This is a genomic window from Streptomyces sp. B6B3, from assembly GCF_039871525.1.
In the GTDB taxonomy this organism is placed as follows: domain Bacteria; phylum Actinomycetota; class Actinomycetes; order Streptomycetales; family Streptomycetaceae; genus Streptomyces.
Map to the genome: position 1 here is coordinate 329,258 of NZ_JBDPLU010000008.1, position 21,302 is coordinate 350,559.

Sequence of the window (21,302 nt, forward strand, 5' to 3'; positions counted from 1 at the left end):
TCAATCGTTGGTCGCGCAGAGGTATAGCTGCCGAGTTGCCTGGGCCGATGCTCGCGCTGGGCGAAACGTCCCGCGCTGCGCAGCGTGGATCGTTGATCGCCCCTGATCCGTTCTCGCCGCCGGATCGCCTGGCGCGGGTCGGGGTGCGTGTCGATCCTCGGGATGTCCCGGGACGGGCTGCGGGTGACGATGGCCGGGGGGACGTCGAACGGACCGCGGAGGGAGGGAGAGGGACATGTACGAGCCGTGTCGGTGCCTGGTCCCTCCCCGAGCCGACGAGGAGCCCCGCGGGTCCGGGGGGAGGGGGCGGCGGTCGAGCGCGGGGTCCACCGGACTCGCGGCGGCGTGACCAAGGAACGGTCCGGGCCGGCCGCGCCGCGATCCTCCACCGAACGGCGGGGCTGAGTCGTGGAACTGCCGATCCTGCCGTTGGCCGTCACCATGATGGCGGGGCCTCAGATCATCTCGGCGATCATCCTCGTCACCACGCCCCGCGCCGTTCGCGCCTCGCTGGCGTTTCTCGGCGGTGTGGCCGTGGCGGTCGTCGTCGGGGTGCTGGTGATGCTGGGGGTCGGCGAGTTGCTGGGCAGCGCCGTCGATCTGGGGAACGAGTCCGACGGCGGTTCGGTCGGAAACATCATCAAGTACGTCCTGGTGGGTCTGCTGGCGCTCCTGGCCCTGAGGAACTGGCGCCGCCGGGCCGACGCCGAACCCCCGAAGTGGCTGGGCACCCTCATGACCGCCGGCCCCGGTCGGGCGTTCCGCGTCGGCCTGGTGGTGATCGCGTTCATGCCCTCCGATCTCGTGATCCTGCTGACCGTCGGCGTTCACCTGGCGCAGAACGACGACGGTTTCGTCAACGCGTTGCCCTTCGTCGGGCTCACGGTCCTGATCGCCGCGCTCCCGCTGCTGACCCGGCTGCTCTTCCATCACCGGGCCGAGGCCGCCATGCCGCGCGTCCGCGACTGGATCAACGGCCACAGCTGGCTCGTCAACATCCTCGTCTGCGTGCTCTTCATCGTGATCATCGCCTCCGGCGCCTGAGCCGGCCGCCCCCGGGGGACACCCGAACGGCGTAGTTGGGTGGGCGCCGTGGGGCGGGTGGGCCCACGGTCGAGGCAGGGCCCGTGGTCGGGGGCGGGCAGTCGAGAGGGCGAAGGGAAGGGAATCCGATGGCTCCGCACACCACCACAGGACACGCGGCGGGAGGGGCCGGGGGCGCGCCGAGGGTGCACGGGGGTGGGGTTCTGGCCACGGGGCTCGTCCTGTTCGCCGCGGCGATGCTGATCGTCGGCGGGATCATGGACGTCTTCCGGGGCATCATGGGCATCGCCGAGGACGACGTCTTCGTGGCGACCCAGAACTACGTCTTCCAGTTCAACCTCAGCGCCTGGGGCTGGATCCACCTGGTCCTCGGCGCGATCGCGATCGCCGTGGGGCTCGGCCTGTTCCAGGCCGCGCTGTGGGCGCGGATCGCCGGCGTCGTCATCGCCGCGCTGATGATGATCGCCGCCTTCGCCTCCATCCCCTACTACCCGGTCTGGTCGATCGTGCTGATCGCGATCTACGGCTTCGTCATCTGGGCGTTGTGCGTCGCGGAGCCCGAGCCCGGGTCCGGGAGGGCGTAGGCGCCGGCGGCGATGTCGTCGAGGAGGGTGGGGCCCGTCGGCGACCAGCCGAGCAGGGATCGGGTGCGGGCGTTGGCCGCGGTGATGTCCATGGACCAGAAGTGGGCGAGCCAGCCGAAGTGGGCCTCGGCGTCCTCCGGTGCGATCGACGCCGTCGGCAGGTTCAGGTGGTCGGCGAGGGCGCCAGCGATGTCGCGGGAGGGGAGGCCGGGCTCGGCCACCGCGTGCAGCCGTGCGCCGGCCGGGGCCCGTTCCAGCGCGAGCCGGACCATGCGCGCGGCGTCCGAGCGGTGCACGGCCGGCCAGCGGTTCGAGCCGTCGCCGAGGTAGCCGGCCACGCCGCGTTCCCCCGCGATCCGCGCCAGCGTCGCGACGAAGCCCGGGTCGCCGGTGCCGTGCACCGAGGCGGCGAAGCGCAGCGCGACCGGGCGGACGCCGCGGTCCGCGTACTCCAGGGCGAGGTTCTCGCTGCCGCCGCGCATCGAGTCGGCGCCGTGGTACGGCGCGGCGTCGTCCTCGGTCAACGGTCGTCCGGTGATGTCGGAGGCCAGTCCCGAGGCGAGGAGGAAGGGCCGGTCGGTGCCCTGGAGCGTGTCGAGCATCCGTTGGACGGCGGCGCGCTCGGCGCGGCCGGCGCCGGCGTAGTCGGTGAAGTCGTGCTTGAAGGCGAGGTGGATGACGCCGTCGGCGGACGCGGCGCCGGCGGCGAGGCTGTCGAGGTCGTCGAGGTCGCCGCCGTGGGCGGCGGCGCCCTTGTCCTTGAGGGCGGTGGCCGCCTCGTGGGAGCGGGCGAGGCCGACCACGTCGTGGCCGTGGGCGAGGAGTTCGTCGGTGACGGCGGAGCCGATCCAGCCGGAGGCACCGGTGACGAAGACGCGCATACGAGGCACCCTTCACGAGCATGTCAGTGACTGACATCGAGAGTAGCGCACCATGTCAGGGACTGTCATCACTAGACTTCTCGGCATGGGTCGCTGGGAGCCGGACGCGCGGGGGCGGATGATCCGCGCCGCGATGGACCTCTTCGCCGAACGCGGTTTCGAGCAGACCACCGCGGGTGACATCGCCGAACGCGCGGGCGTGACGGAGCGCACCTTCTTCCGGCACTTCGCCGACAAGCGCGAGGTCCTCTTCGACGGCTCCGGGACCATGGAGCGGACGGCGTACGACGCGATCCTGGCGGCGCCGGCCGACGGGTCGCCGCTCGACGCGGCCCTGGTCGGGATGGTGGCCAGTGGGGGCCTGCTGGCGGACCGGCGCGACCACGCCACGAGGCGTTCCCGGATCGTCGAGGCCAACCCCGGTCTGCGGGAACGCGAGCTGCTCAAGCTCGCGGCGTTGGCCGACGCGGCGGCCGGCGCGCTCCGCGAGCGCGGCGTGCCCGAGCCCACCGCCAGCCTGGCCGCGCACAGCGCGGTGACCGTCTTCCGCGTCGCGTTCGCGCGCTGGGTCTCGGCGGACGGGCCGCCCGACCTCGCCGGCCGCATCGCGGAGGCGGCGGCGGCGCTACGTGCTCTGGGATGAGTGGGCTGAGGTGGCCGTCGTGGTCGCCTCGGCGCGGGAGAGGGCGAGGTCGAGGACGACGAGGAGGGCGTCCCTGACGGAGCCGGTGTCGCGGGCGTCGAAGACGATCAACGGTGTGCCGTCGGCGATGTCGAGCGCCCACCTGACCTCGTTCAGGTCGTGCTCGACCTGGCCGTCGAACGCGTTGACGGCGACCGCGAACGGGACCTCGCGGTGCTCGAAGTAGTCCACCGCCGCGTAGCACTCGTCCAGCCGGCGGGTGTCCACGATCACCAGGCCGCCGATGGAACCCTCGACGATGTCGTCCCACATGAAGCCGAAACGGTCCTGGCCCGGCGTGCCGAACAGGTACAGCTTCAACGTCGGGTCGAGGGTGATGCAGCCGAAGTCCATGGCGACCGTCGTGGTGGACTTGCCGGGCGTGTGGCTCAGGTCGTCCACGCCCGCCGCGACCTCCGTGATCGCGGCCTCGGTGGTGAGCGGCCGGATCTCGGAGATCGCGCCCACGGCCGTGGTCTTGCCGACGCCGAAGCCGCCGGCGATGACCATCTTGACGGGCAGCGGCAGCGGTGGATCCTCAGCTGCTGCTGCGGAGTGTGCCCCCTGAGTCGGGGACGGCACGGAGACCATCGATAACCCTTCGCAGTACGGAGACGTCCTGGACTGTGTCGCTGTCCGGCCGGTGGACCGCCAGGTGCCCGGCGACGCACAGGTCCCCGGCCAGCACGCGGACCACGTTCAGGTGCAGTCGGAGCTGGGCGGCCAGCTCCGCCACCGACTGCGGCCGGCGGCAGGCGGCGACGAGGTCGTGCTGCTCGAACGTGAGCGAGGGCAGGGCCGCGAGCCCCGCCGCCGTCGACACGATCTGGGTCTCCAACGGGAGCGGCGGCCCGGCGTCGCTCCCCGAGACCCGGCCGGCGGTGAGCAGGAACGGGCGGATCGCCGGTGCGCGGCCGGTGGGCTCCTCGGCGGCGTTCTCGGCGTGCTCCTCGTCCGGCGCTGATCCGCCGACGGCCATCAACGATCCTTCCGGTCAGCCGGCCGGCGTGGCGCCGACGCTCTTCTTGAGCTCCAGCACCAGTTGCGGGGTGAGCGCGGTCCCCGCGCGGTTGGCGAACAGCGTCATCTCGTAGGCGATGTTGCCGAGCTTCGCCTCCTTGGTCGCCACCACGCCGAGAACGGCGCCGCATCCGATGGCCGACACCAGCAGATGGCCGCCCTCCAGGTCGATGATGACCTTGTTGAGGCCGCCCAGGCCGTAGTTGCCGGAGGCGCCCGCGGCGAGGCTGGTGAGTCCCGAGACGATCGCGGCGAGCCGCTCCGAGTCGGCCTTCTCCCGCTGTTGGGAGACGGCTATCAGCAGGCCGTCGGACGAGACGGCGATGGCGTCGACGACGCCCGCGGTCTCGTTGGCGAAACGGTCGAGCAGCCAGGTGAAGTCGGCCGCGGCGGCTCGCAGGTCGGTGGCGGGCTCCGCCACCTCGGGAGCGCTGTCACCTGTCGGCGTGGTCGGCGTGGTCACTTCCCGACTCCTCCTGTTCTCGGGGCGGCGATGGTGCGTCCTCGGTCGTGGGCGCGGCACTGTCCTGCTGTGCCCTGCGTACGGCCGATTCGAGCTCCTCGATCTCGGCGCGGACGGCGTCGGCGTCGGCGGGCGGCCGCGCGGCCGGGGCCTCTCGGTCCGCCGACGTGGCCGGCGGCGTGGTGGTGGCGAGCGTCGCGCCCTTCACCCGACGTTTCAGGGGCTGGGGGGTGTCCGTCGGTGTCGGCGTCGGTGAAACGGCGTCGGCCGGCGTCGTGGTGGAGGGTCGGCGAGCCTCGGCGGCGGGCGCCGCGGTCCTGGCCGGGAGCACCGCCGTGGCGGCGCCGGCCGGGCCCGAGCCGGGACCCGCGGCCGGGCCCGTGGCGGGGGCCGGTGCCGGCGCGGTGTCGTCTGGGGTCTCCTCCGGCGCGTCCAGCAGGAGCGTCGCGGGGATCCAGACGGTGCCGGTGACGCCGCCGCCCGGCGTACGGCTCAGGGTGACCCGCACGCCCCAGCGCCGGGCGAGGCTGCCGACGACGAAGAGACCGAGCACCCTGGTCGGGACGAGGTCGAGCCGCTCGCGGCGGATCAGCCGGGCGTTCTCCTCGTCGAGCCGTTCCGCGCTCATGCCGAGGCCGTGGTCGATGACCTCGACCAGGGCGCCGCCGTCCGCGGTGACGTCGGTGCCGGGCCGGACGACCACCTCCACGGGGGAGCGGGCCGGGGAGAAGGAGGCGGCGTTCTCCAGCAGTTCGGCGAGCATCAGCGTCAGGTCGCCGGTGATGTCGGGGAGGACGGTGAACTCGGTCTCGGACCTGAGGGACACCCGCTGGTATCCCTCGATCTGGCTGAGCGCCGCGCGGATGACGTTGGCCAGGGCGGTCGGCCGGGCGTCGACGCCGGTCTCCCGGGTGCCGGCGAGCAGCATCAGGCTGTCGGCGTTGCGCTGCAGGCGGACCGCGATGTGGTCGATGCGGTAGAGCCGCTCCAGCAGGTCGGCGTCGGTCTCCTCGCGCTCGACGGCGTCGATGAGGGTGAGCTGGCGGGTCACCAGGTTGCTCACCCGGCGCCCGACGTTGCCGAACATCTCGGCGACGTTGCGCCGGCTCAGCACCTGACGCTCCAGCAGCGCGCCGGCGGTGACCTGCACCTCGTTGAACGTCTCGGCGAGCCGGCCGATCTCGTCGCGGACCGGGACCGGGATGGGCCGCGGCCGCAGCGGTGTCGCTTCGGCGTCGGCGGACTCGTCGTCCGCCACCCGGGCGAGTTCCTGCCCCGCCACGTCCACCACCTGCTGGGCGGCCGCGGTCAGCGCGGTGAGGGGGCGGACGACCGAGCGGCGCACCGAGACCGTGAAGGCGATCCAGACGGCGAAGCCGAGCAGGATCAGGGCCAGCATCAGCAGCGCCTGGCGCAGGGCGGCCGCGGAGGCGTCGTCGGCCTGGGCGGCGATGTCCTCGATCAGCGACCGGGTGATGGCCAGGCGGTCGTCGGCCTGCTCCGCCCCGGCGGCCATGCTGGCGCGCAACTCGTCGGGCGTCTGGGTCTGCAGGGAACTGGGGTCGACCTGGAGCCCGGCGAACCGGGACTCGATGCCGTGCTCCTCGGACCCTCGTTCGATGCCGCTGAGCGTCAGGATCTGGTCCGGCGTGGCCATCCCGTAGAACCGCTCCGCCTGGCGCTCGTACAGCTCGTGGGCGCCGACCGCGCGGCTGTACTCGGTGAGGGCGTTGGCGTCCCGGGTCTGGGCGGAGAACACGGCGCTCTCGAACGCCGCGTGGGCGGCGTCGGCGCGGAGCACCGCGTCGAGCAGCATGACCATCGAGGAGGAGTTCGAGCCCCCGTGGCGGTGCTCGAGTCCGATGCCGTCGATCAGGTAGTCGACGGCGGACGAGTACGCGGGGTCGATGTTGGCGCTGGCGACGTGGCCCCGTTCCAGCCGCTCGCGCAGCACGGAGAGGCCGTCGAGGTAGTCGAGCGCGTGCGCCACGTTGTGCGGCAGGTCGGAGCCGAACGCGGACCGCACGGCCTCGGCGCGTGCGTCGGTCCTCCGCTGCGCCTCGCGGTAGTCGCTGAACGAGGGCAGCGGGTCGGCGGGATCGGCCGACTCGTACGCCACGGACAGCACGATCGCCTCGCGGTGCTCGGCCTGCACCTCGTTGATGAGCCGCGCCATCTGCTCGCTGTCCCGCACCAGCTCCGCGGTCCGGTCGGCCCGCATGGCCTCCTGGACCTGCGCCACGATGCCGATGCCGAGCAGCGTGCCGAGGACCACGACGGGCGCCACGACCAGCACGTTGAGCTTTCGCCGGAACGGCCACCGGTCCAGGATGTCGCCCCCCCGCCGACGGAGCCCTGCCGAGGTGTCCGCGGGCTCGGGCTGGTCGGGTGCGGGTGACGGGCCCGCCGGACTCGCAGACACCGGGTCCCTCCTTGGCTGTGCTCATGAGCGGTGACGATGACCTAGGTGTCGCAGGTGTGGGACCGCCGCAGGCCGGGTGCGGGACATTACCGGCATGATCCGATCGCGGATATTACGGGATCAGCATTTGATTGCAAAGTCTTCGTCAAGTGTGGCCGGTTTCGCGGGGTGTTCGTCGACGAGCCATGGTGAATACGCGTCAGGCGCGTGACGGGACCGCGCCTCCCGGCACCGGGTGCCACCGGCGGGGCAGGGCATCGGGCGGCCGTGGACGGGGAGTTCGTCGTGGCCGCCGGCACGTGCAGGGACTGCATAGTCTCGGCCAGCGGCTGCTACCCTCCGTCCCCTACCCGCCCCGGGCCAACCCGCGAGGGCCGCGAAGGAGATCCCGTGCACCGCATACGCAAGGCGCCCGCGTCCGCCGCCGCGCTGCTGGCCGTGGCGGCCCTCACCGTCTCCGCCTGCGACAGCGGATCCGCCAGTCCGGCCCCCGACGACGAGTCAGCCGGCCCCGGCTGTCCGGACGTCGTCGCCGACGCCAGGCGGGCCGTCGAGCGGGCCATGGACGTCGACACCCCCTGGTCGGGCCCCACCACCGGACCGGAGGCCGTCCCCGACCAGACGATCGTCTACATCGCGCAGACCATGACCAATCCGGGCGTCGCCGGTGTCGCGACGGGCGTGCAGGAGGCCGCGTGGGCCATCGGCTGGGACGTCGAGATCCTCGACGGACAGGGCACGGCCGACGGCATCAGGTCCGCCTTCGACGAGGCCATCGCCCTCGACGCCTCCGGCATCGTCGTCGGCAGCTTCGACCCGTCGACCACCGCCGAGCAGATCGAGCGGGCCAACGACGCGGGCATCCCGGTGATCGGCTGGCACGCCGTCACGGAACCCGGGCCCAGCCAGGGCCCGGACCTCTTCACCAACGTCACGACCCGGGTGGAGGACGTCGCGCGGATCGCCGCCGACTGGATCATCGCCGACTCGAACGGGCGGGCGGGCGTCGTCCTGTTCACGGACGCGCTGCTGCCCTTCGCCAAGCTCAAGTCGGATCTCATCAAGGAGGAACTGGAGACCTGCCGCGGCGTCACGGTGCTGAGCTACGAGGACATCCCCATCCCCGAGGCGAGCAGCCGGACCGTCGACGAGGTCACGTCCCTGCTCTCCCGCTTCGGCGACAGCTGGACCCACTCCGCCGCCATCAACGACCTGTACTTCGACCACGCGGTGCCCGCCCTCCGCGCGGCCGAACTCGACGGCCACGGAGCGCCGTTCAACATCGGTGCCGGTGACGGCGACCCGTCCGCGTTCGAGCGCATCAACGGCCAGGAGTACCAGGCGGCCACCGTGCCCGAGCCGCTGTCCGAGCAGGGCTGGCAGATCATCGACGAGTTCAACCGCGCCTTCTCCGGCGAGCCGGCGAGCGGATACGTCGCCCCCGTCCACATCACCACCAGGGAGAACAGCGGCGGCGCGGTGTTCTGGGACTCGGAGGGCTACCGCGAGGCGTACCGCCAGATCTGGGGCAGGTGAGCGACGGCGCGCCGCCGGTTCGGCGGCCGGCGGGCGGGTGGCCGGGCGCGCGGTAGCCCACCCGCGCCGGGAGGGGTCCCCGCGCCGGGCCGGCAGGATGGCGCGCCGTCCGGGCCGTGATCAGCGGCGTCGGCGCCCGTTCCGGGGGTGTCCAACCTTGCTTGCGGAATCGCCGGACCGAACGGCAGGATGGTTGCGTTCAACTGTGTTGACGCAACTTCGCAGCGCAGTGGAACGGTCGTAGCACCTCGCAGCAGGGCGGCAGACCAGTCGCCACGGTGTGACACGGTGAGGGACGGGGGCTGCAATGGCTTCGCCATTCGTGGAGGAATTGCAGCGCATCCTGGAAACGCGCGGAATCTCCTGGCGCCGACTGGCCGATCTGACCGGATATCACCCCAGTTGGCTGAGCAAGATCAGGAACGGCCGGCCGCCCCCGGTGGAGGTGGTCAGGCGCTGCGACGAGGTGCTGGGCGTCAACGGCAGACTGATCGCGCTGTCCCGGGCCGACGGCCTGACGCCGGCACAGTTACCCGCGGCCCCCGCGTGCTTCGTCGGGCGCGAGGCGGAGCTCACGCGGATGGGCGAGGTGCTGCTGGAGGACCGCCGGGTGGGCGTCCCCGCGATCGTCGTGATCAGCGGGCCGCCCGGGGTGGGGAAGACCGCCTCCGCGCTGCGGTGCGCGCACGAGGTGAAGGAGCGGGAGTCCACGCCCTACCGGCACGGCCAGCTCTACGCCGACCTGCACGGCTTCTCGCCGGCCCAGCATCCCGCCCAACCCGAGGACGTCCTGGCCGAGTTCCTCAGCGCCCTGCAGGTGCCCGACGACAAGATCCCCGACGGGCTCGCCGCCCGCACCAAGCTCTACCGCACGTTACTGGCGTACCGGAAGATGCTCGTGGTGCTCGACAACGCGAACAACTCGCAACAGGTCCAGCCGTTGCTCCCGGCCACCTCCGGATGCGCGGTCATCGTCACCAGCCGCAGCAGGCTCACCGGCCTCGCCCTGCTCCCGGGAGCGGCCCGGATCACCCTGGGACCGCTGCCCGAGCGGGAGTCCGTCGCCCTGCTGCGCACCTCCATGGGCCCCGGTATCACCGCCGAGGACCGGGAGCTCGCCGCCCTCGCCCAGCAGTCGGGGCACCTGCCGCTGGCGCTGCGGATCGCGGCCGAGCGCGCCGTCTCCCACCCCTTCCGCGAGATCAGCTCGCTGCTCAGGGAGTTCCGCGCCCACCCGCTGAACGCCCTCTCGCTCGACGACTCCATCGCCGTCCGGACGTCGTTCTCCTGGTCCTACGCGCGGCTCGACGCGGACGCGGCACGGACCTACCGGCTGTTCGGTCTCCACTGGGGGCCGGCGCTCAGCGCCGAGGCCGCGGCGGCGCTGAGCGGGACGAGCGCCGCGGCCACCGGATACGCCCTGGACCGCCTGGTCGGCACGCACCTCGTGGAGGCCGCGCCCGCCGGCCGGTACCGCCTCAGCCCGCTGCTGCGGCTGTACGCGGAGGAGCGGTGCCAGGCCGAGGACACGTCGGCGGCCCGTGCCGCCTCGGTGCGCCGGCTCCTCGACTGGTACGTCGGCTCGGCCCAGGCGGCGGCCGCCGCCCTCGGCCCCCGCCGTCGCCTCCCGGCGGGCGGCACCAATGCGCCGCGGGGCGGGCGCGTCGCGCTCTCCTTCGGCTCGCCGCAGGCGGCGCGGGACTGGTTCGACGCCGAGGCGCCCGGCGCCGTCGCGGTGGTCCGCGTCGCCGTGGAGTACGGCTACCACGCGGCCGGTTGGCAGTGGGGCCTGGCGCTGTGTCACTACTTCCGGCTGCTGCGGGTCGCGGGCCGGGTGTGGGTGGGCACGCAGGCCCGCGCCCTGCAGGCGGCCCGGCTGGCCGGGAACCGGCGGGCGGAGAACAGCCTGCTGCTGACGCTGGCCGAGGCCCGCCGCTGGCAGCGCCACTACCGGCGGGCCCAGCGGCTGCTGTTCCGCGCGCTCACCGAGGCCGCCTCCACGGGCGACCGGTACGGCGAGGGCCGCTCGCAGGCCGCGGCGGCCGCACTCGCCGCCGATCAGGGGCACTTCGACCGCGCGCACGAGCACGCCGCCAGCGCGTTGGCCATCTTCGAGGAGGTGGACGACCAGCGGGGGCAGGGCGAGGCGCTGCTGACGCTGGCCGACTGCCGGACCGGTCCCGGCCGGCGCGACCGGTCGACGCTGTCGGTGCTGCGGGACGCCTCCCGGCTCTTCCAGGAGGCCGGAGACGACGACGGCGAGGGACGGGCGCTGGCCCGTATGGCCCAACACCACCAGGCGGCCGGGGTCTTCGACGAGGCGCTGGCCTGCGCCGAACTCGGGCTCGAGGCGCGGCGCCGCGCGGGGTCCCGGTGGGGCGAGCAGGACGGCCTGGCGCGGCGGGGCTTGGCCCTGTCCTCGCTGCACCGCAGGGACGAGGCCGCGGAGACGTGGCGACGGGCCGCCGCGGTGCACGAGACGGTGGACGACCTGCGGGTGACGGCGGTGCGGGAGAGCCTGCAGAGCGCGGACCACGCGCGGATAGCGCGCGCCCTGGCCGAGCCGGTCTGGTGACCGCCCTGCCGCTGTCCCGCCAGCGGGACAGCGGCGGCGCCGTACCTGCGGTGTTGCCACGGACCTGAGTCGCCGTATCAGCCGGCGGCCGGCAACCGGGCCAGTTGCCGAGGGACCAGCCCGCCGGTGCCCGGCGTCTCGCCGCCCAGCAGCCGGGCCGTGTCGGCCTCCTGGTCGAGGATGTCCGTCATCCAGTCGAGAAGCTCCCGCCCCTCGACGTCGGCCGCCTGCCGCCACCTGGCCAGGTGCGCGTCATCGACGCGCAGCTGCACCACCTGGGCGACGGGCAGGTCCCGCCGGCCGGCGGCCCGGATCTCCGTCCGCAGCCGGTTGCGCGACCACCCGTTGAGCTCCGCGCGCTCCAGCCACGTCCCCTGCTGGGATCGCGGCAGCGGGGCCACCTCCGCGTGGTGTTGGAAACTGAGGCCCGGCCTTCGCTCGCTGGGCGCGACCTTCCCGGCGACCCACGCGTAGTTCCGCAGGGTCTGGTAGTCGAGAGCCGTTTCCTCCACGGCCTGCCGGTAGCGCCGCGGGTAGTGTTCCCGGCCGTACCTGAGCCAGTCCCCAAGCCACCAGGTGGAGGAGTCGGAGATACGGCTGAGCTGGAGTCCCACGCGTTTCCAGTCGGCGAGATTCAGTCCGGCTCTGAGGGCCAGTGACGTTCGTCGTGTCTCAGCGACACGGTCGAGCGCGAGACGCTCCGTGCAGGTGCTCGCCGCGGGGCGTCCGGTCGGGGAGGGCTGGTTCACGAGAATTCCTCCTTCCTGATTGACATCCTTCATTAGATCGGCCCGCTGGTGAAGTGTTGCCCCCTTGCCTGTACGAGGAAATTTTGGCAGACACCGGGTCAACTCAAGGTTCGTCGGCGGGTGGGCCGAGGGCCGGAACCGAATCACGCATTCCCCTCGCGAGGCATACGTGCTTGAATCGCGAGTGTGTTTTTTGGCAGTGCTCTTTTCGTCGCTGAATAACCTCGCGCGGGTGAACTGCTAAGCCGGCGGGGAAGGAGAAAGAACGGCAATGAATCCAATGCCATCTGCATCCGTCCGCCGGGAACAACCGGCGGCCGCCACGGGCGGCACGGGCATGCTTTCCAACGCCACCGTCATCGGAACGGGACTGGTGGGGACGTCCGTCGCGCTCGGGCTGCGCCAGGCCGGAGTGCCGGTGCGCCTGGAGGACCGGAGCGGCGGGGCACTGCGGCAGGCGACCCGGATGGGCGCGGGAGTCCCGCTGTCGGACGGCGACGAACCGGCCGACCTGGTGCTGCTGGCCGTGCCGCCGGCCAGCGTCGCGCAGGTTCTCCTCCGGGCACAGCGCCGGGGACTCGGCAGGTTCTACACCGACGTCGCCAGCGCCAAGGCCGCCGTCATCGCCGCGGCGGCCGGCCAGGGCTGCGACTTCAGCACCTTCGTGCCCGGGCATCCCATGGCCGGCGCCGAGCACCGCGGCCCGTCACGGGCCCGCGGCGACCTCTTCGCGGGCCGCTCCTGGGCCCTGTGCCCGGCCCCCGGCACCGATCCGGACGCCGTGGCCACGGTGCGCCAGGCCGTCCGTCTCCTCGGCGCCGTGCCGTGCGAGCTGGACGCCCACGCGCACGACCGGGCCGCGGCGCTCGTCTCGCACGCGCCGCACGTCGTCTCCAGCGTCCTCGCGGCCCGGCTCAAGGAGGCCGACCCGCTCGCGTTACGCCTGGCCGGGCGCGGCCTGCGGGACGTCACCCGCGTCGCGGCCGGAGACGTCCCGCTGTGGACGGACATCCTCGTGCACAACGCCCTGCCGCTGGCCGAGGTCGTGGAGGGCCTCGCCGCCGATCTCCAACTGGTGGCGGAGGAACTGCGGGTGACCGCCGCGGACGGGCTCGGCGGTCGGCCGCCGGCGCTCGCGTCCCTGCTGCACGCGGGGAACGCCGGCCGGGCACGGCTGATGGGGCAGGACGCCGAACAGGCGGTTTCCGAGTAGCGCGGGCCGGCTGGGCCGGCAAGCCTCGACAGGTCGGGCCACGGTGGTGCCCCGAGCCTGACGGGAGCTGGCCGGTCCGGACGACGCCAGGTGCGGGTGGTTGCGGGCGTCGTCCCGGTGTGGACGAAGGGCGCCGCGGGCGGGTTGCCGGGTCGCGGCCGCTCGCCTCCGGTCGCCGGGCTACTCGGACGAGGTGCCGACCGGATCGGCGGCGGTGGCCAGCTCGGCGACCGCCAGATCCAGCGTTCGGACGATCCACTCCAGCAGCTCCAGACCGGCGGTCTGGGCCGCGCTCTGCCATTTCTCACTGCGCTCGGGCTCCAGACTCATCTCGATGAGCGGTGCTTCCACCGGTTTCCTCGGCTCGCGGGATTCCCGGATGCTCTTCCGCAGCACATTGCGGGTCCATCCGTTCTCCTCGGCCAGAAGGAGCCACTTGTCCTGTTCACCCTCGGGCAGCCCCGCCACCTCGGCGTGGTGCTGGAAGCTCAGCTTCTCCCGCCTCCGCGGCGGGGCGAACTTACGCGCCACCCAGGCGTAGTTACGGAGCGTCTGGTAATCCAGCGCCGTTTCGGCAATGGCCCGCTTGTAGCGGTGCGGGTAGTGCTCCTGGCCGTAGACGAGCCAGTCGCCCAGCCACCAGGTCGACGAATCCGAGATGATGAACATCTGCCGGCCGAGGCGACGCCAGTCCGCCAGCGTCATTCCCGAGGGAAGAATCAGTTCCGTTCGGCGGGTGATCGCCGCCGGTCTCTGTTTGGAGGCGACGTCCACCTCACGTCCGGGGTGTGCCCTTCGTAACGACATCTTTCGCTGCTCCTTCTGGATTCATAGACGAGATGCCTGTACGCACTTCTGCTGTCGTTCACCTTCCGGGGGTGGCTGGCCCGGCCACCGCTCCGCGTTCTCGCGGTCTCGGGGTTCAGCGATCTGGTGTCCTCGTGGTCAGGGCGTCGCCGTGGCGCGCCCGGGGAGGGCGGCCCGCCGGGTCGGCCTGGCCGACCCGGCGACCGCGGGAAAGCCGACGCGCAGGTCGAGCCCGCCGCCGGTGGCGGGCACCGCGCGCAGCGTCGCGCCGTGCGCGGTCACGATGGCCGCGACGATGGACAGGCCGAGCCCCAGGCCCTCCCGCGGGCCCCAGACCCGGGTGTCCAGCCGCTGGAACGGCTGGAACAGCAGGTCGACCTGGTCCGGACGCACCACCGGGCCCGTGTTCCTGACGGCCAGGAACGGACCGTCCTCGTCGGTGCCCGTCCGCAGCCACACCCGGCCGTCGGGCACGTTGTAGCGGACGGCGTTGTCCACCAGGTTGCTGATCAGCCGCTTCACCAGCGGCGCGTCACCCTCCGTCGGCGCGCCGCCGAGCTCGACGTCGAGGCTGACGCCCCTGCTCTCCGCCGCCTCCCGCGCGGCCGCCACCGGGCCGTGCGCGCATTCGGCCAGGTCCAGCGGCGCGCGGCTGTCCAGCCCGCGCTGGCTGCGGGCCAGCGTCAACAGCGTCTCGATCAGCCGCTCCTGGTCGTGGTTGCCGGCCAACACCCGGCGGCACGTCTCCCGCAGATCCTCGGCGGACGACCCCGGGTCGGCCAGCGCGACCTCCAGCAGGCTCCGCTCCAGGGTCAACGGCGTCCGCAGCTCGTGCGAGGCGTTCGCCACGAACCGGCGCTGCGCCTCGAACGCGTCGTCCAGGCGCCCCAGCAGCCCGTCGACGGTGTCGGCCAGCTCCTTCAGCTCGTCCCGCGGCCCGCGCAGCGCGATCCGGCGGTGCAGGTTCCGCTCCGAGATCTCCTTGGTGGTCTGCGTCATCACCCGCAGCGGGCGCAGCGCCCGGCGCGCCATCAGCCAGCCCAGGCCCACCGAGACCAGCGTCATCCCGGCCAGCGCCAGCACCGAGGCGACCAGCAGCCGGCGCAGGTCCTCGTCGCGTTGGTTCGCCACGTGGGACTCCACCTCGTCGTCCGCGATGTCGGGCTGCGGCGGCCCCACGTCACCGAACGGTCCGTTCACCTCAGGAACGCTGGGCTCCTCGACGGTGACCCAGCGCAGCGAATGGGCGACCAGCAGGTAGGTGACCGTCAACAGCACGGCCCCCGTCACCAGGAAGAGCGCGCCGTACAGCGCGGTCAGCCGCAGGGTGATGGTCCAGCGGGCACCGCGGGGCCGGTCGGCGCCCTCGGTCCCCGGTGCGGTCGTGCGTCGCAGCGGCATCCGTGGAACCGCCAGTGCTCTCACGCGCCGACGATCCGGTAACCGGCCTGCGGGACCGTCTCGATGAACTGGGGTTCGCCCAGCTTCCGGCGCAGTCGGCTCAGCGTCACCTTCACGGCGTTGGTGAACGGGTCGGCCTCCTCGTCCCAGGCTCGCTCCAGCAGCTCCTCCGCGGACACCACCCGGCCACCGGCCGCAAGTAACAGCTCCAGGACGGCGAACTCCTTGGGGCTGAGCGACAGCACCCGGCCGGCCCGCACCGCCACCCGTTTCGCCGGGTCCAGGTTGAGGTCCCCGTGGACCAGCACGGGCGGCACCGCCGGTTGGCTTCTACGGATCAACGCCCTGATGCGGGCCACCAGCTCGGCGAAGACGAACGGCTTCGGCAGGTAGTCGTCGGCCCCGCAGGTGAGGCCGTCCACCCGGTCCTCGATCGTCGCCGCGGCGGTCAGCATCAGCACCCTCGCCGGATGCTCCCGCGCCACCAGGGCACGGCACACGTCGTCCCCGTGCAGACCCGGGAGGTTGCGGTCGAGCACCACCACGTCGTATCTGCTGACCGACGTCCGTTCCAACGCGCTGGGGCCGTCACCGGCCAGGTCCACCGCCATACCCTCGCGGCGTAGGCCGACGGCGAGAGTCTCCGCCAGCTCACGGTGATCATCGACGACAAGTATTCGCATCGATCCCCCTCCGACACCCGGGTCAGTAAGTAGGCGCCAGGGTTCTCATGGTGCCTGCCGGCGGGTTTCAGCGAGATAACAGTCGCCGTTCCGTCGCGGTAACCAGGCGTCCGCTTTGCTGTCTGTCACGGCGGGTTGACCTCCGCTTCAGCGATATGACCGACACACAGGGAGTGACACAGCAATGTTACGTACCAGAGGACGACTGCGCCGAGGAGCATGGGGCGTCGGCCTGGCGGCGGGTGTCCTGACCGTGGCCGCCGGGTGGGGCACCGCCCAGGCCATCGGAGACACCTCCGACGGGACCTCCGACAGCACCGCCGAAACGGCCGCCGACACCTCCTCCGACTCCTCCGACACGGCCGACTCGCTCAGCGCCGAGGAGCGGGAGCGCCTGGCCGAGGAGTTCACCACCTGCATGCGGGACAACGGCGTGGCGGACTTCCCCGGCATCACCATCACGGAGGACGGCCAGGTCAGGCTCAGCCTGTCGGGTGACGGCGTCGACGTGTTCTCCGACGAGTACCGCGACGCGGCGGCGGCCTGCCAGGACCTGCTGCCCGCCGGCAGCTCGCTGCCCGGCGAACCCGAGGTCCCGTCGGTCACCCTGTCCGCGCCCGACGTCGGCATCGAGTGCACCGGCGACGGCTGCCCCGAGGTCCCGTCCCCGCGCGAGCCCTCGGCGCCGCAGCCGTAACCCCGGCGGCACCACGACCGTGGGTTCCGGTGACGCGGCACGCGCCGCCGGAACCCACAGGATCCGGTGCCCGAACGCGGCCTCAGCCGTCCGCCGGACGCCGCGCCGGCGCACCTTCCCCACACCCAGGAGACCTGATGACCAGCACGCCCCGGCAGTGCGCCGAATGCGGCACCGACTTCCCGTGGACCCGGCGGAATCCCAGCCGACGATTCTGCTCCCCGCAGTGTAAGACCCGCTGGTGGCGCACTCACGGTCGTCGGAGCCAGACGGGCATCGGGCTCCCTACCCGCCAGCACGCAACGCCCCCGCGCGCCGGCGACGCCGCCTCCCTGGCGCTCGCGCCGCTCGGCGTCGCGCACCACTGCCCGAACTGCCAGCAGCCCATCGAGGTCATCAACTTCTTCCTGCCGGTGGACGAATCGCCGGCCCCGCCCGCGGGGTGACCGGATCCCGGGTGAACCCCTTGCATCCGGGAAACGCCTCCCCGTCCCCCGGGTGACCCCCGCACCCGGGCGCGGGACGCCCCGCGGCCCGCGCCGCGCTCCCCGCCAGGCCCTCACGGGCCCGGCGCCGGGAGAACGGTGCGGCGCCGCGGGGCTCCTGTCGTGTTCCGGCAGCGTCGCGTCCCGGCACCCCCGGTTGGAGGTCCGGGCGACCCGGCGTCAGACCGTGGGCCGGATGTCCTGCCACGCGGACCGCACGTAATCCAGGCACGACTCGCGCCCGTCCTCGCCGAAGACCCGGTCCCAGCCCGCCGGCACGTTCATCGCCGCCGGCCACAGCGAGTGCTGACCCAGGGCGTTCACGACCACGACGAACCTGCCGTCCGGATCGTCGAAGGGATTGGTGCTCATGTGCGCGGTCCTCTCTGCTGGTTCTGCTGGTTCCCGTGGTTCTGCTGGTTCCCGTGGTTCCGCTGGTTTCCGTGGCTCCGGTGGCTTCGGTGGTTCCCTCGGGCTGTGCGGTTCCTGTGGCCGACGGCGTCCATCCAGTCCGCGTTGGCCGTCTCGACGCCCGGCATCTCAGGCCGTCACCCGACGCGTGAAGGTCCGGATCGCGAACCACGAGAAGAGCGCCGAACCGGCCACCAGCACCAGCATGAACACCCACACGGCCATGTGGTCCAGCTGCGGCGTCAGCGCCGTCCGCAGCCCCTCGTTCAGATAGACCATGGGATTCGCCAACACCGCGAACTGCAGCCACCGCACACCCGACAGCGAGTCCCACGTGAAGTAGACGCAGCCGAGCATCATCGCCGGGAACATCACCAGCGTGAACAGCACCTGCACCTGCCGCGGATTGATCACCGTGCCCAGGTACATGCCCAGCGAGGCGGCGAAGAGGGCACCCGACAGCATCACCACGATCAGCAGCGGCCAGTTGCTCACGCCGATGTCCGGCGCCTGACCACCGGCATGGACGAGCATCACCACCGGAATCACCAACAGACCGGCCACCAGCCCCTCAACGGCCGCCGTGATGATCTTCTGCACGCCGATGACCTGGACCGGAACCGGCGCCAGCGCCCGGTCCTCGATCCCTCCCGGCCCCGACAGCTCCATGACCAGCGGGAAGATGATCGCCGCCATGGACTGCATGATCATGGTCGACCCGATCAGACCCGGCACCATGACCGTCGAGAACGTCAGGCCACCCGACCCCGGCGCGCCACCCCCCACCCCCGAGCCGATCGACGGCAACACGTAGGCGAAGACGAAGACGAACAGCAGCGGCTGCAGCACGATCCGCACGCTGTTCATGACCAGCGAGCGCCGGAACACCCGCAGGTCCCGGGCGGTCATCGCGAGCACCGTCCGCACCACCGAGTGCCGGACCGCCGGAACCTGGTTCATGATCGAAACTGTGGTCATTCTCGGTACTCCCGTCCGGTCAGGGCCAGAAAAACGGTCTCCAGGCTGGGCCGCAGATGCGTGATGTCCGTGACGGTGGCGCCCGCCGAATGCGCCAGCGCCACCAGCCGGCCCAGCACCCCCTCGGGCTCGTGCGCGAACACCCGCACCTGCCCGGCCGCCGACTCGACGCGCGCGACGCCCGGCCGGCCCGCCAACTCCTCCACGGCCAGCGGCCCGCCCTCGTACGTCACCGTGACCACGCTCTCGGCCCCGGCCGAAGCCTGCAGGGACTTGACCGTGTCACACGCCAGCAGCGTGCCGTGATCGATCACCGCCACCCGGTCGCACAGCGACTCGGCCTCCTCCATGTGGTGGGTGGTAAGCAGGATCGTCTGCCCCTCGGCCTGCAGGCCGCGCAGCAGGTCCCACAGGTTGATCCGCGTCTGCGGATCCAGCGCCGCCGTCGGCTCGTCGAGGAACAGCACGTCAGGACGGTGCATCAACGCCCGCCCGATCACCACGCGCTTGCTCTGCCCCCCGGACAACTCGAACGGCCTGGCCCGGCGCCGCTCCCCGAGGCTGAAGAACTCCAGCAACTGACCCGCCCGATGGCGCGCCGCCCGGCGGCCCATCCCGAAGTACCGGCCGCGGAACTCCAGGTTCTCCTCGACGGTCAACTCCACGTCGAGCGTGTCCCGCTGCGCCACCATCCCGATGCGCCGCTTGACGCCCACCGGATCGGAGGCCACGTCGATCCCGCAGACCCGCGCCCGCCCGGCGGTGGGACGCACCAGCGTCGTCAGCATGCCGATGGTGGTCGACTTCCCCGCCCCGTTCGGGCCGAGTAGGCCGAAGAACTCACCTCGTTCGACCTGCAGGTCAACTCCCTGAACCGCCGGGATCTCCCCCGGTGGGCCGGTGTAGGTCTTGCGCAGGCCATCAGCGACGATGGCCGCGTCGTCCAGTGCGATGCTGCTCACGGGTTCTCCGTCTCCTTCGGGTGGTGGGTGAGGAATGCGTGGACGCGATCGATGCGGGCGGAAGGCTCCCCGGCGACGAGGAGCAGCACCTCCAGGAGGAGAGCGGCCAGCTGCTCACCGGTACGCCGCCCGACCGCGTCGAGGTCGAACCACAGGACACCGTCGATCCCCCCGGCCTCCCCGCCCGCCGACGTGCGCTCCTCCAGGCTCAGCGCCACCTCACACATGGCGCCCCCGCGAGCGCCCTGCGAGGGAAGGAGATGAGTCGGCCGCAGGCCCGGCAACTCCCAGGCCCGCCGCGGCAGGTTGTCGAGCCCGAGGATCACCTGGAACGGCGGATACCGCACCGGCCGCAGCAGCTCCGTCAGGAGGTCGAAGGGGATGTCCTGGTGCGTGTGGGCCGCGAGGTTGACGTCTTTGACGCGTCTGAGCAGCTCAAGGAAGCTCGGGTTTCCGCTCGCGTCCGTGCGCAGCACGAGCGTGTTCGCGAAGAGCCCGACGACATCGCCCAACACCGGATCCGACCGTCCCGCCGTCACCGTGCCGAGCACCACGTCCGTCGCGCTGCTGATCGCCGTCCCGCCGGGCGCCGGCCCGGTCACGGGCCCCAACGCGGACAGCGCGGCGACCAGACCGGCCTGCACCACCATGAACAGCGTGGCGTTCTCCCGCCGGGCCAGCTCCAGCAACCGCCGATGCACCTCGGCGTCCACCACCACCGGCACCGAGCCCCCGTGCTCCCGCGACCGGTCGGTGGGCAGCGGCGGGGGCGAGGGAAGGCCGGCCAGGTGCTTGGTCCAGTACGCCAGCTGCTCGGCCAGATGAGATTCGGGAGCCGGGTGTGGGCTGGTGGGCAGGTGGGCTCGTTGCCAGGTCGCGTAGTCGGCGTACTGGAGGGGGAGGGGAGCCCATTCCGGGGCGTTCCCGTCGAGCCGAGCCGTGTAGGCGGCGGCGAGTTCACGGGTGAGAGTGCCGAGCGACCAGCCGTCGGCGGCGATGTGGTGGACGACGAGAACGAGGACATGGTCCGTCGGGCTGATCCGATGCAGCGTTGCGCGCCAGGGAATCTCGTTCTCGATGTCGAAGCCCTGGCGGAGCGTGGCGGCGAGATCCGTGTTCAGGGTGGCCGTGGTGGTCGGCAGGACGCTTAGGCCTGGCAGAGCTTCGGGGTCGTCGGGGCTCAGGATGTGTTGGTAGGGGACGCCGTTGTTGTCGCGGTAGAGGGTGCGGAGTATTTCGTGGCGCCGGGCGACGTCGTGAAAGGCGGCTTGGAGGGCGCCGGTGTTGAGGGGGCCGTGGAGGCGGGTGGCGTGGGGGATGTTGTTGGCGGGGTTGGGGCCTTCGTGGTGGTGGAGGAACCACATGCGTTGCTGTCCGTGGGACAGCGGTGGGCGGTCCGGGCGTGGGGGTGTGGGGAGGAGAGCGGGTCGGGCGGCGGAGTCGGTCCAGGTGGTGTGGGTGGCGAGGGCGTGGATGGTGGGGTGTTGGAAGAGGTCTCGGATCGGGATGTGGGTGCCGGTGGCGGTGTGGATGCGGCTGATCAGCCGGGTCGCCTGGAGGGAGTCCCCGCCGAGGGCGAAGAAGCTGTCGTGGGTGCTGATGTTGGGTTGGTTGAGGACGTCGGTGTAGAGCTGGTGGAGTATTTCCTCGTGGGGGGAGCGGGGTTCTTGGTGGTAGCTGGTCTGGTTGCTGGTGGGTGGGGGGAGTTG

21 protein-coding genes are annotated in these 21,302 nt (G+C 72.1%); 8 read left to right on the forward strand and 13 right to left on the reverse strand.

The features are described from left to right. The first annotated feature begins 408 nt into the window (after nucleotides 1-408). Both ABGB06_RS19435 and ABGB06_RS19440 read left to right on the forward strand, forming a co-directional pair. The gene (locus tag ABGB06_RS19435) at nucleotides 409-1,044 is read left to right on the forward strand and encodes a GAP family protein (RefSeq protein WP_347591024.1); all 636 of its coding nucleotides are present in this window, start codon (nucleotides 409-411) and stop codon (nucleotides 1,042-1,044) included. Nucleotides 1,045-1,172: 128 nt separating this feature from the next. After that, the gene (locus tag ABGB06_RS19440; protein WP_347591026.1) at nucleotides 1,173-1,628 is read left to right on the forward strand and encodes a hypothetical protein; all 456 of its coding nucleotides are present in this window, start codon (nucleotides 1,173-1,175) and stop codon (nucleotides 1,626-1,628) included. On the opposite strand, the gene ABGB06_RS19445 is transcribed toward ABGB06_RS19440, so the two are convergent. Continuing rightward, nucleotides 1,565-2,509 carry an SDR family oxidoreductase gene (locus ABGB06_RS19445; protein WP_347591028.1) on the reverse strand — a complete coding sequence of 315 codons (945 nt, stop codon included), beginning with the start codon at nucleotides 2,507-2,509 and terminating at the stop codon, nucleotides 1,565-1,567. The two genes, ABGB06_RS19440 and ABGB06_RS19445, sit on opposite strands and share 64 nt — an antisense overlap. An 85-nt stretch (nucleotides 2,510-2,594) precedes the next feature. On the opposite strand from ABGB06_RS19445, the gene ABGB06_RS19450 reads away from it, so the two are divergent. Then, the gene (locus tag ABGB06_RS19450; RefSeq protein WP_347591030.1) at nucleotides 2,595-3,152 is read left to right on the forward strand and encodes a TetR family transcriptional regulator; all 558 of its coding nucleotides are present in this window, start codon (nucleotides 2,595-2,597) and stop codon (nucleotides 3,150-3,152) included. On the opposite strand, the gene ABGB06_RS19455 is transcribed toward ABGB06_RS19450, so the two are convergent. Genes ABGB06_RS19455 through ABGB06_RS19470 form a run of 4 tightly spaced genes read right to left on the reverse strand, consistent with a single transcriptional unit; the run spans nucleotide 3,135 to nucleotide 7,096 of the window. Next, entirely contained in the window at nucleotides 3,135-3,782 is a 648-nt protein-coding gene (locus ABGB06_RS19455; protein ID WP_347591032.1) for an ATP/GTP-binding protein, read from the reverse strand. The genes ABGB06_RS19450 and ABGB06_RS19455 overlap by 18 nt on opposite strands. After that, nucleotides 3,730-4,170, reverse strand: a complete 441-nt coding sequence (locus tag ABGB06_RS19460) for a DUF742 domain-containing protein (protein WP_347591034.1) — start codon at nucleotides 4,168-4,170, stop codon at nucleotides 3,730-3,732. The genes ABGB06_RS19455 and ABGB06_RS19460 overlap by 53 nt, the downstream gene beginning before the upstream one ends. Before the next feature lie 15 nt (nucleotides 4,171-4,185). Continuing rightward, a complete protein-coding gene (locus tag ABGB06_RS19465; protein ID WP_347591036.1) occupies nucleotides 4,186-4,674 on the reverse strand; it encodes a roadblock/LC7 domain-containing protein in 489 nt (162 codons plus the stop codon). Further along, nucleotides 4,646-7,096 (reverse strand): ATP-binding protein, encoded by a 2,451-nt coding sequence (locus ABGB06_RS19470; protein WP_347591038.1) that lies wholly within the window; start codon nucleotides 7,094-7,096, stop codon nucleotides 4,646-4,648. Before ABGB06_RS19470 ends, ABGB06_RS19465 begins: the two co-directional genes overlap by 29 nt. Nucleotides 7,097-7,486: 390 nt before the next feature. Between ABGB06_RS19470 and ABGB06_RS19475 the strand changes: the two genes are divergently transcribed. Together ABGB06_RS19475 and ABGB06_RS19480 are read left to right on the forward strand one after the other, a co-directional pair. After that, entirely contained in the window at nucleotides 7,487-8,632 is a 1,146-nt protein-coding gene (locus ABGB06_RS19475; protein ID WP_347591040.1) for a substrate-binding domain-containing protein, read from the forward strand. A gap of 307 nt (nucleotides 8,633-8,939) precedes the next feature. After that, nucleotides 8,940-11,207 carry an AAA family ATPase gene (locus tag ABGB06_RS19480; RefSeq protein ID WP_347591042.1) on the forward strand — a complete coding sequence of 756 codons (2,268 nt, stop codon included), beginning with the start codon at nucleotides 8,940-8,942 and terminating at the stop codon, nucleotides 11,205-11,207. Between the two features lie 77 nt (nucleotides 11,208-11,284). Here ABGB06_RS19480 and ABGB06_RS19485 read toward each other — a convergent pair whose 3' ends face one another. Next, the gene (locus ABGB06_RS19485) at nucleotides 11,285-11,989 is read right to left on the reverse strand and encodes an LmbU family transcriptional regulator (RefSeq protein WP_347591044.1); all 705 of its coding nucleotides are present in this window, start codon (nucleotides 11,987-11,989) and stop codon (nucleotides 11,285-11,287) included. Between the two features lie 247 nt (nucleotides 11,990-12,236). Between ABGB06_RS19485 and ABGB06_RS19490 the strand changes: the two genes are divergently transcribed. Continuing rightward, nucleotides 12,237-13,169, forward strand: a complete 933-nt coding sequence (locus tag ABGB06_RS19490) for a prephenate dehydrogenase (RefSeq protein ID WP_347591046.1) — start codon at nucleotides 12,237-12,239, stop codon at nucleotides 13,167-13,169. Between the two features lie 180 nt (nucleotides 13,170-13,349). On the opposite strand, the gene ABGB06_RS19495 is transcribed toward ABGB06_RS19490, so the two are convergent. The 3 genes from ABGB06_RS19495 to ABGB06_RS19505 form a co-directional block, all read right to left on the reverse strand. Then, nucleotides 13,350-13,943 carry an LmbU family transcriptional regulator gene (locus ABGB06_RS19495; RefSeq protein WP_347591048.1) on the reverse strand — a complete coding sequence of 198 codons (594 nt, stop codon included), beginning with the start codon at nucleotides 13,941-13,943 and terminating at the stop codon, nucleotides 13,350-13,352. 171 nt (nucleotides 13,944-14,114) lie between these two features. After that, nucleotides 14,115-15,377, reverse strand: a complete 1,263-nt coding sequence (locus ABGB06_RS19500; protein ID WP_347591050.1) for an ATP-binding protein — start codon at nucleotides 15,375-15,377, stop codon at nucleotides 14,115-14,117. 20 nt (nucleotides 15,378-15,397) lie between these two features. After that, nucleotides 15,398-16,060 carry a response regulator transcription factor gene (locus tag ABGB06_RS19505; protein ID WP_347591052.1) on the reverse strand — a complete coding sequence of 221 codons (663 nt, stop codon included), beginning with the start codon at nucleotides 16,058-16,060 and terminating at the stop codon, nucleotides 15,398-15,400. A 184-nt stretch (nucleotides 16,061-16,244) separates the two neighbouring features. Here ABGB06_RS19505 and ABGB06_RS19510 point away from each other — a divergent pair, with 184 nt between their 5' ends. Then, nucleotides 16,245-16,757 (forward strand): hypothetical protein, encoded by a 513-nt coding sequence (locus ABGB06_RS19510; protein ID WP_347591054.1) that lies wholly within the window; start codon nucleotides 16,245-16,247, stop codon nucleotides 16,755-16,757. A 137-nt stretch (nucleotides 16,758-16,894) separates the two neighbouring features. Further along, nucleotides 16,895-17,203, forward strand: coding sequence for a hypothetical protein (locus tag ABGB06_RS19515; RefSeq protein WP_347591056.1), 309 nt, complete (start codon nucleotides 16,895-16,897; stop codon nucleotides 17,201-17,203). 219 nt (nucleotides 17,204-17,422) lie between these two features. On the opposite strand, the gene ABGB06_RS19520 is transcribed toward ABGB06_RS19515, so the two are convergent. From ABGB06_RS19520 to ABGB06_RS19535, 4 genes are all read right to left on the reverse strand, one after another. After that, a complete protein-coding gene (locus tag ABGB06_RS19520; RefSeq protein WP_347591058.1) occupies nucleotides 17,423-17,614 on the reverse strand; it encodes an MbtH family protein in 192 nt (63 codons plus the stop codon). Between the two features lie 168 nt (nucleotides 17,615-17,782). Further along, nucleotides 17,783-18,613 carry an ABC transporter permease gene (locus tag ABGB06_RS19525; protein ID WP_347591060.1) on the reverse strand — a complete coding sequence of 277 codons (831 nt, stop codon included), beginning with the start codon at nucleotides 18,611-18,613 and terminating at the stop codon, nucleotides 17,783-17,785. Between the two features lie 14 nt (nucleotides 18,614-18,627). Then, nucleotides 18,628-19,593 carry an ATP-binding cassette domain-containing protein gene (locus ABGB06_RS19530; RefSeq protein WP_347591062.1) on the reverse strand — a complete coding sequence of 322 codons (966 nt, stop codon included), beginning with the start codon at nucleotides 19,591-19,593 and terminating at the stop codon, nucleotides 18,628-18,630. Continuing rightward, nucleotides 19,590-21,302: condensation domain-containing protein (locus tag ABGB06_RS19535; protein ID WP_347591064.1), on the reverse strand; the 1,713-nt coding region annotated here is incomplete at its 5' end. The genes ABGB06_RS19535 and ABGB06_RS19530, both read right to left, overlap by 4 nt.

Coding starts and splice junctions, on each gene's coding strand:
- ABGB06_RS19440 (WP_347591026.1), top strand. CDS start 1,173: ATGGCTCCGCACACCACCACAGGACACGCGGCGGGAGGGGCCGGGGGC.
- ABGB06_RS19520 (WP_347591058.1), bottom strand. CDS start 17,614: ATGAGCACCAATCCCTTCGACGATCCGGACGGCAGGTTCGTCGTGGTC.
- ABGB06_RS19510 (WP_347591054.1), top strand. CDS start 16,245: ATGTTACGTACCAGAGGACGACTGCGCCGAGGAGCATGGGGCGTCGGC.
- ABGB06_RS19460 (WP_347591034.1), bottom strand. CDS start 4,170: ATGGCCGTCGGCGGATCAGCGCCGGACGAGGAGCACGCCGAGAACGCC.
- ABGB06_RS19450 (WP_347591030.1), top strand. CDS start 2,595: ATGGGTCGCTGGGAGCCGGACGCGCGGGGGCGGATGATCCGCGCCGCG.
- ABGB06_RS19525 (WP_347591060.1), bottom strand. CDS start 18,613: ATGAACCAGGTTCCGGCGGTCCGGCACTCGGTGGTGCGGACGGTGCTC.
- ABGB06_RS19515 (WP_347591056.1), top strand. CDS start 16,895: ATGACCAGCACGCCCCGGCAGTGCGCCGAATGCGGCACCGACTTCCCG.
- ABGB06_RS19505 (WP_347591052.1), bottom strand. CDS start 16,060: ATGCGAATACTTGTCGTCGATGATCACCGTGAGCTGGCGGAGACTCTC.
- ABGB06_RS19485 (WP_347591044.1), bottom strand. CDS start 11,989: ATGAAGGATGTCAATCAGGAAGGAGGAATTCTCGTGAACCAGCCCTCC.
- ABGB06_RS19480 (WP_347591042.1), top strand. CDS start 8,940: ATGGCTTCGCCATTCGTGGAGGAATTGCAGCGCATCCTGGAAACGCGC.
- ABGB06_RS19455 (WP_347591032.1), bottom strand. CDS start 3,782: ATGGTCTCCGTGCCGTCCCCGACTCAGGGGGCACACTCCGCAGCAGCA.
- ABGB06_RS19445 (WP_347591028.1), bottom strand. CDS start 2,509: ATGCGCGTCTTCGTCACCGGTGCCTCCGGCTGGATCGGCTCCGCCGTC.
- ABGB06_RS19500 (WP_347591050.1), bottom strand. CDS start 15,377: ATGCCGCTGCGACGCACGACCGCACCGGGGACCGAGGGCGCCGACCGG.
- ABGB06_RS19490 (WP_347591046.1), top strand. CDS start 12,237: ATGCCATCTGCATCCGTCCGCCGGGAACAACCGGCGGCCGCCACGGGC.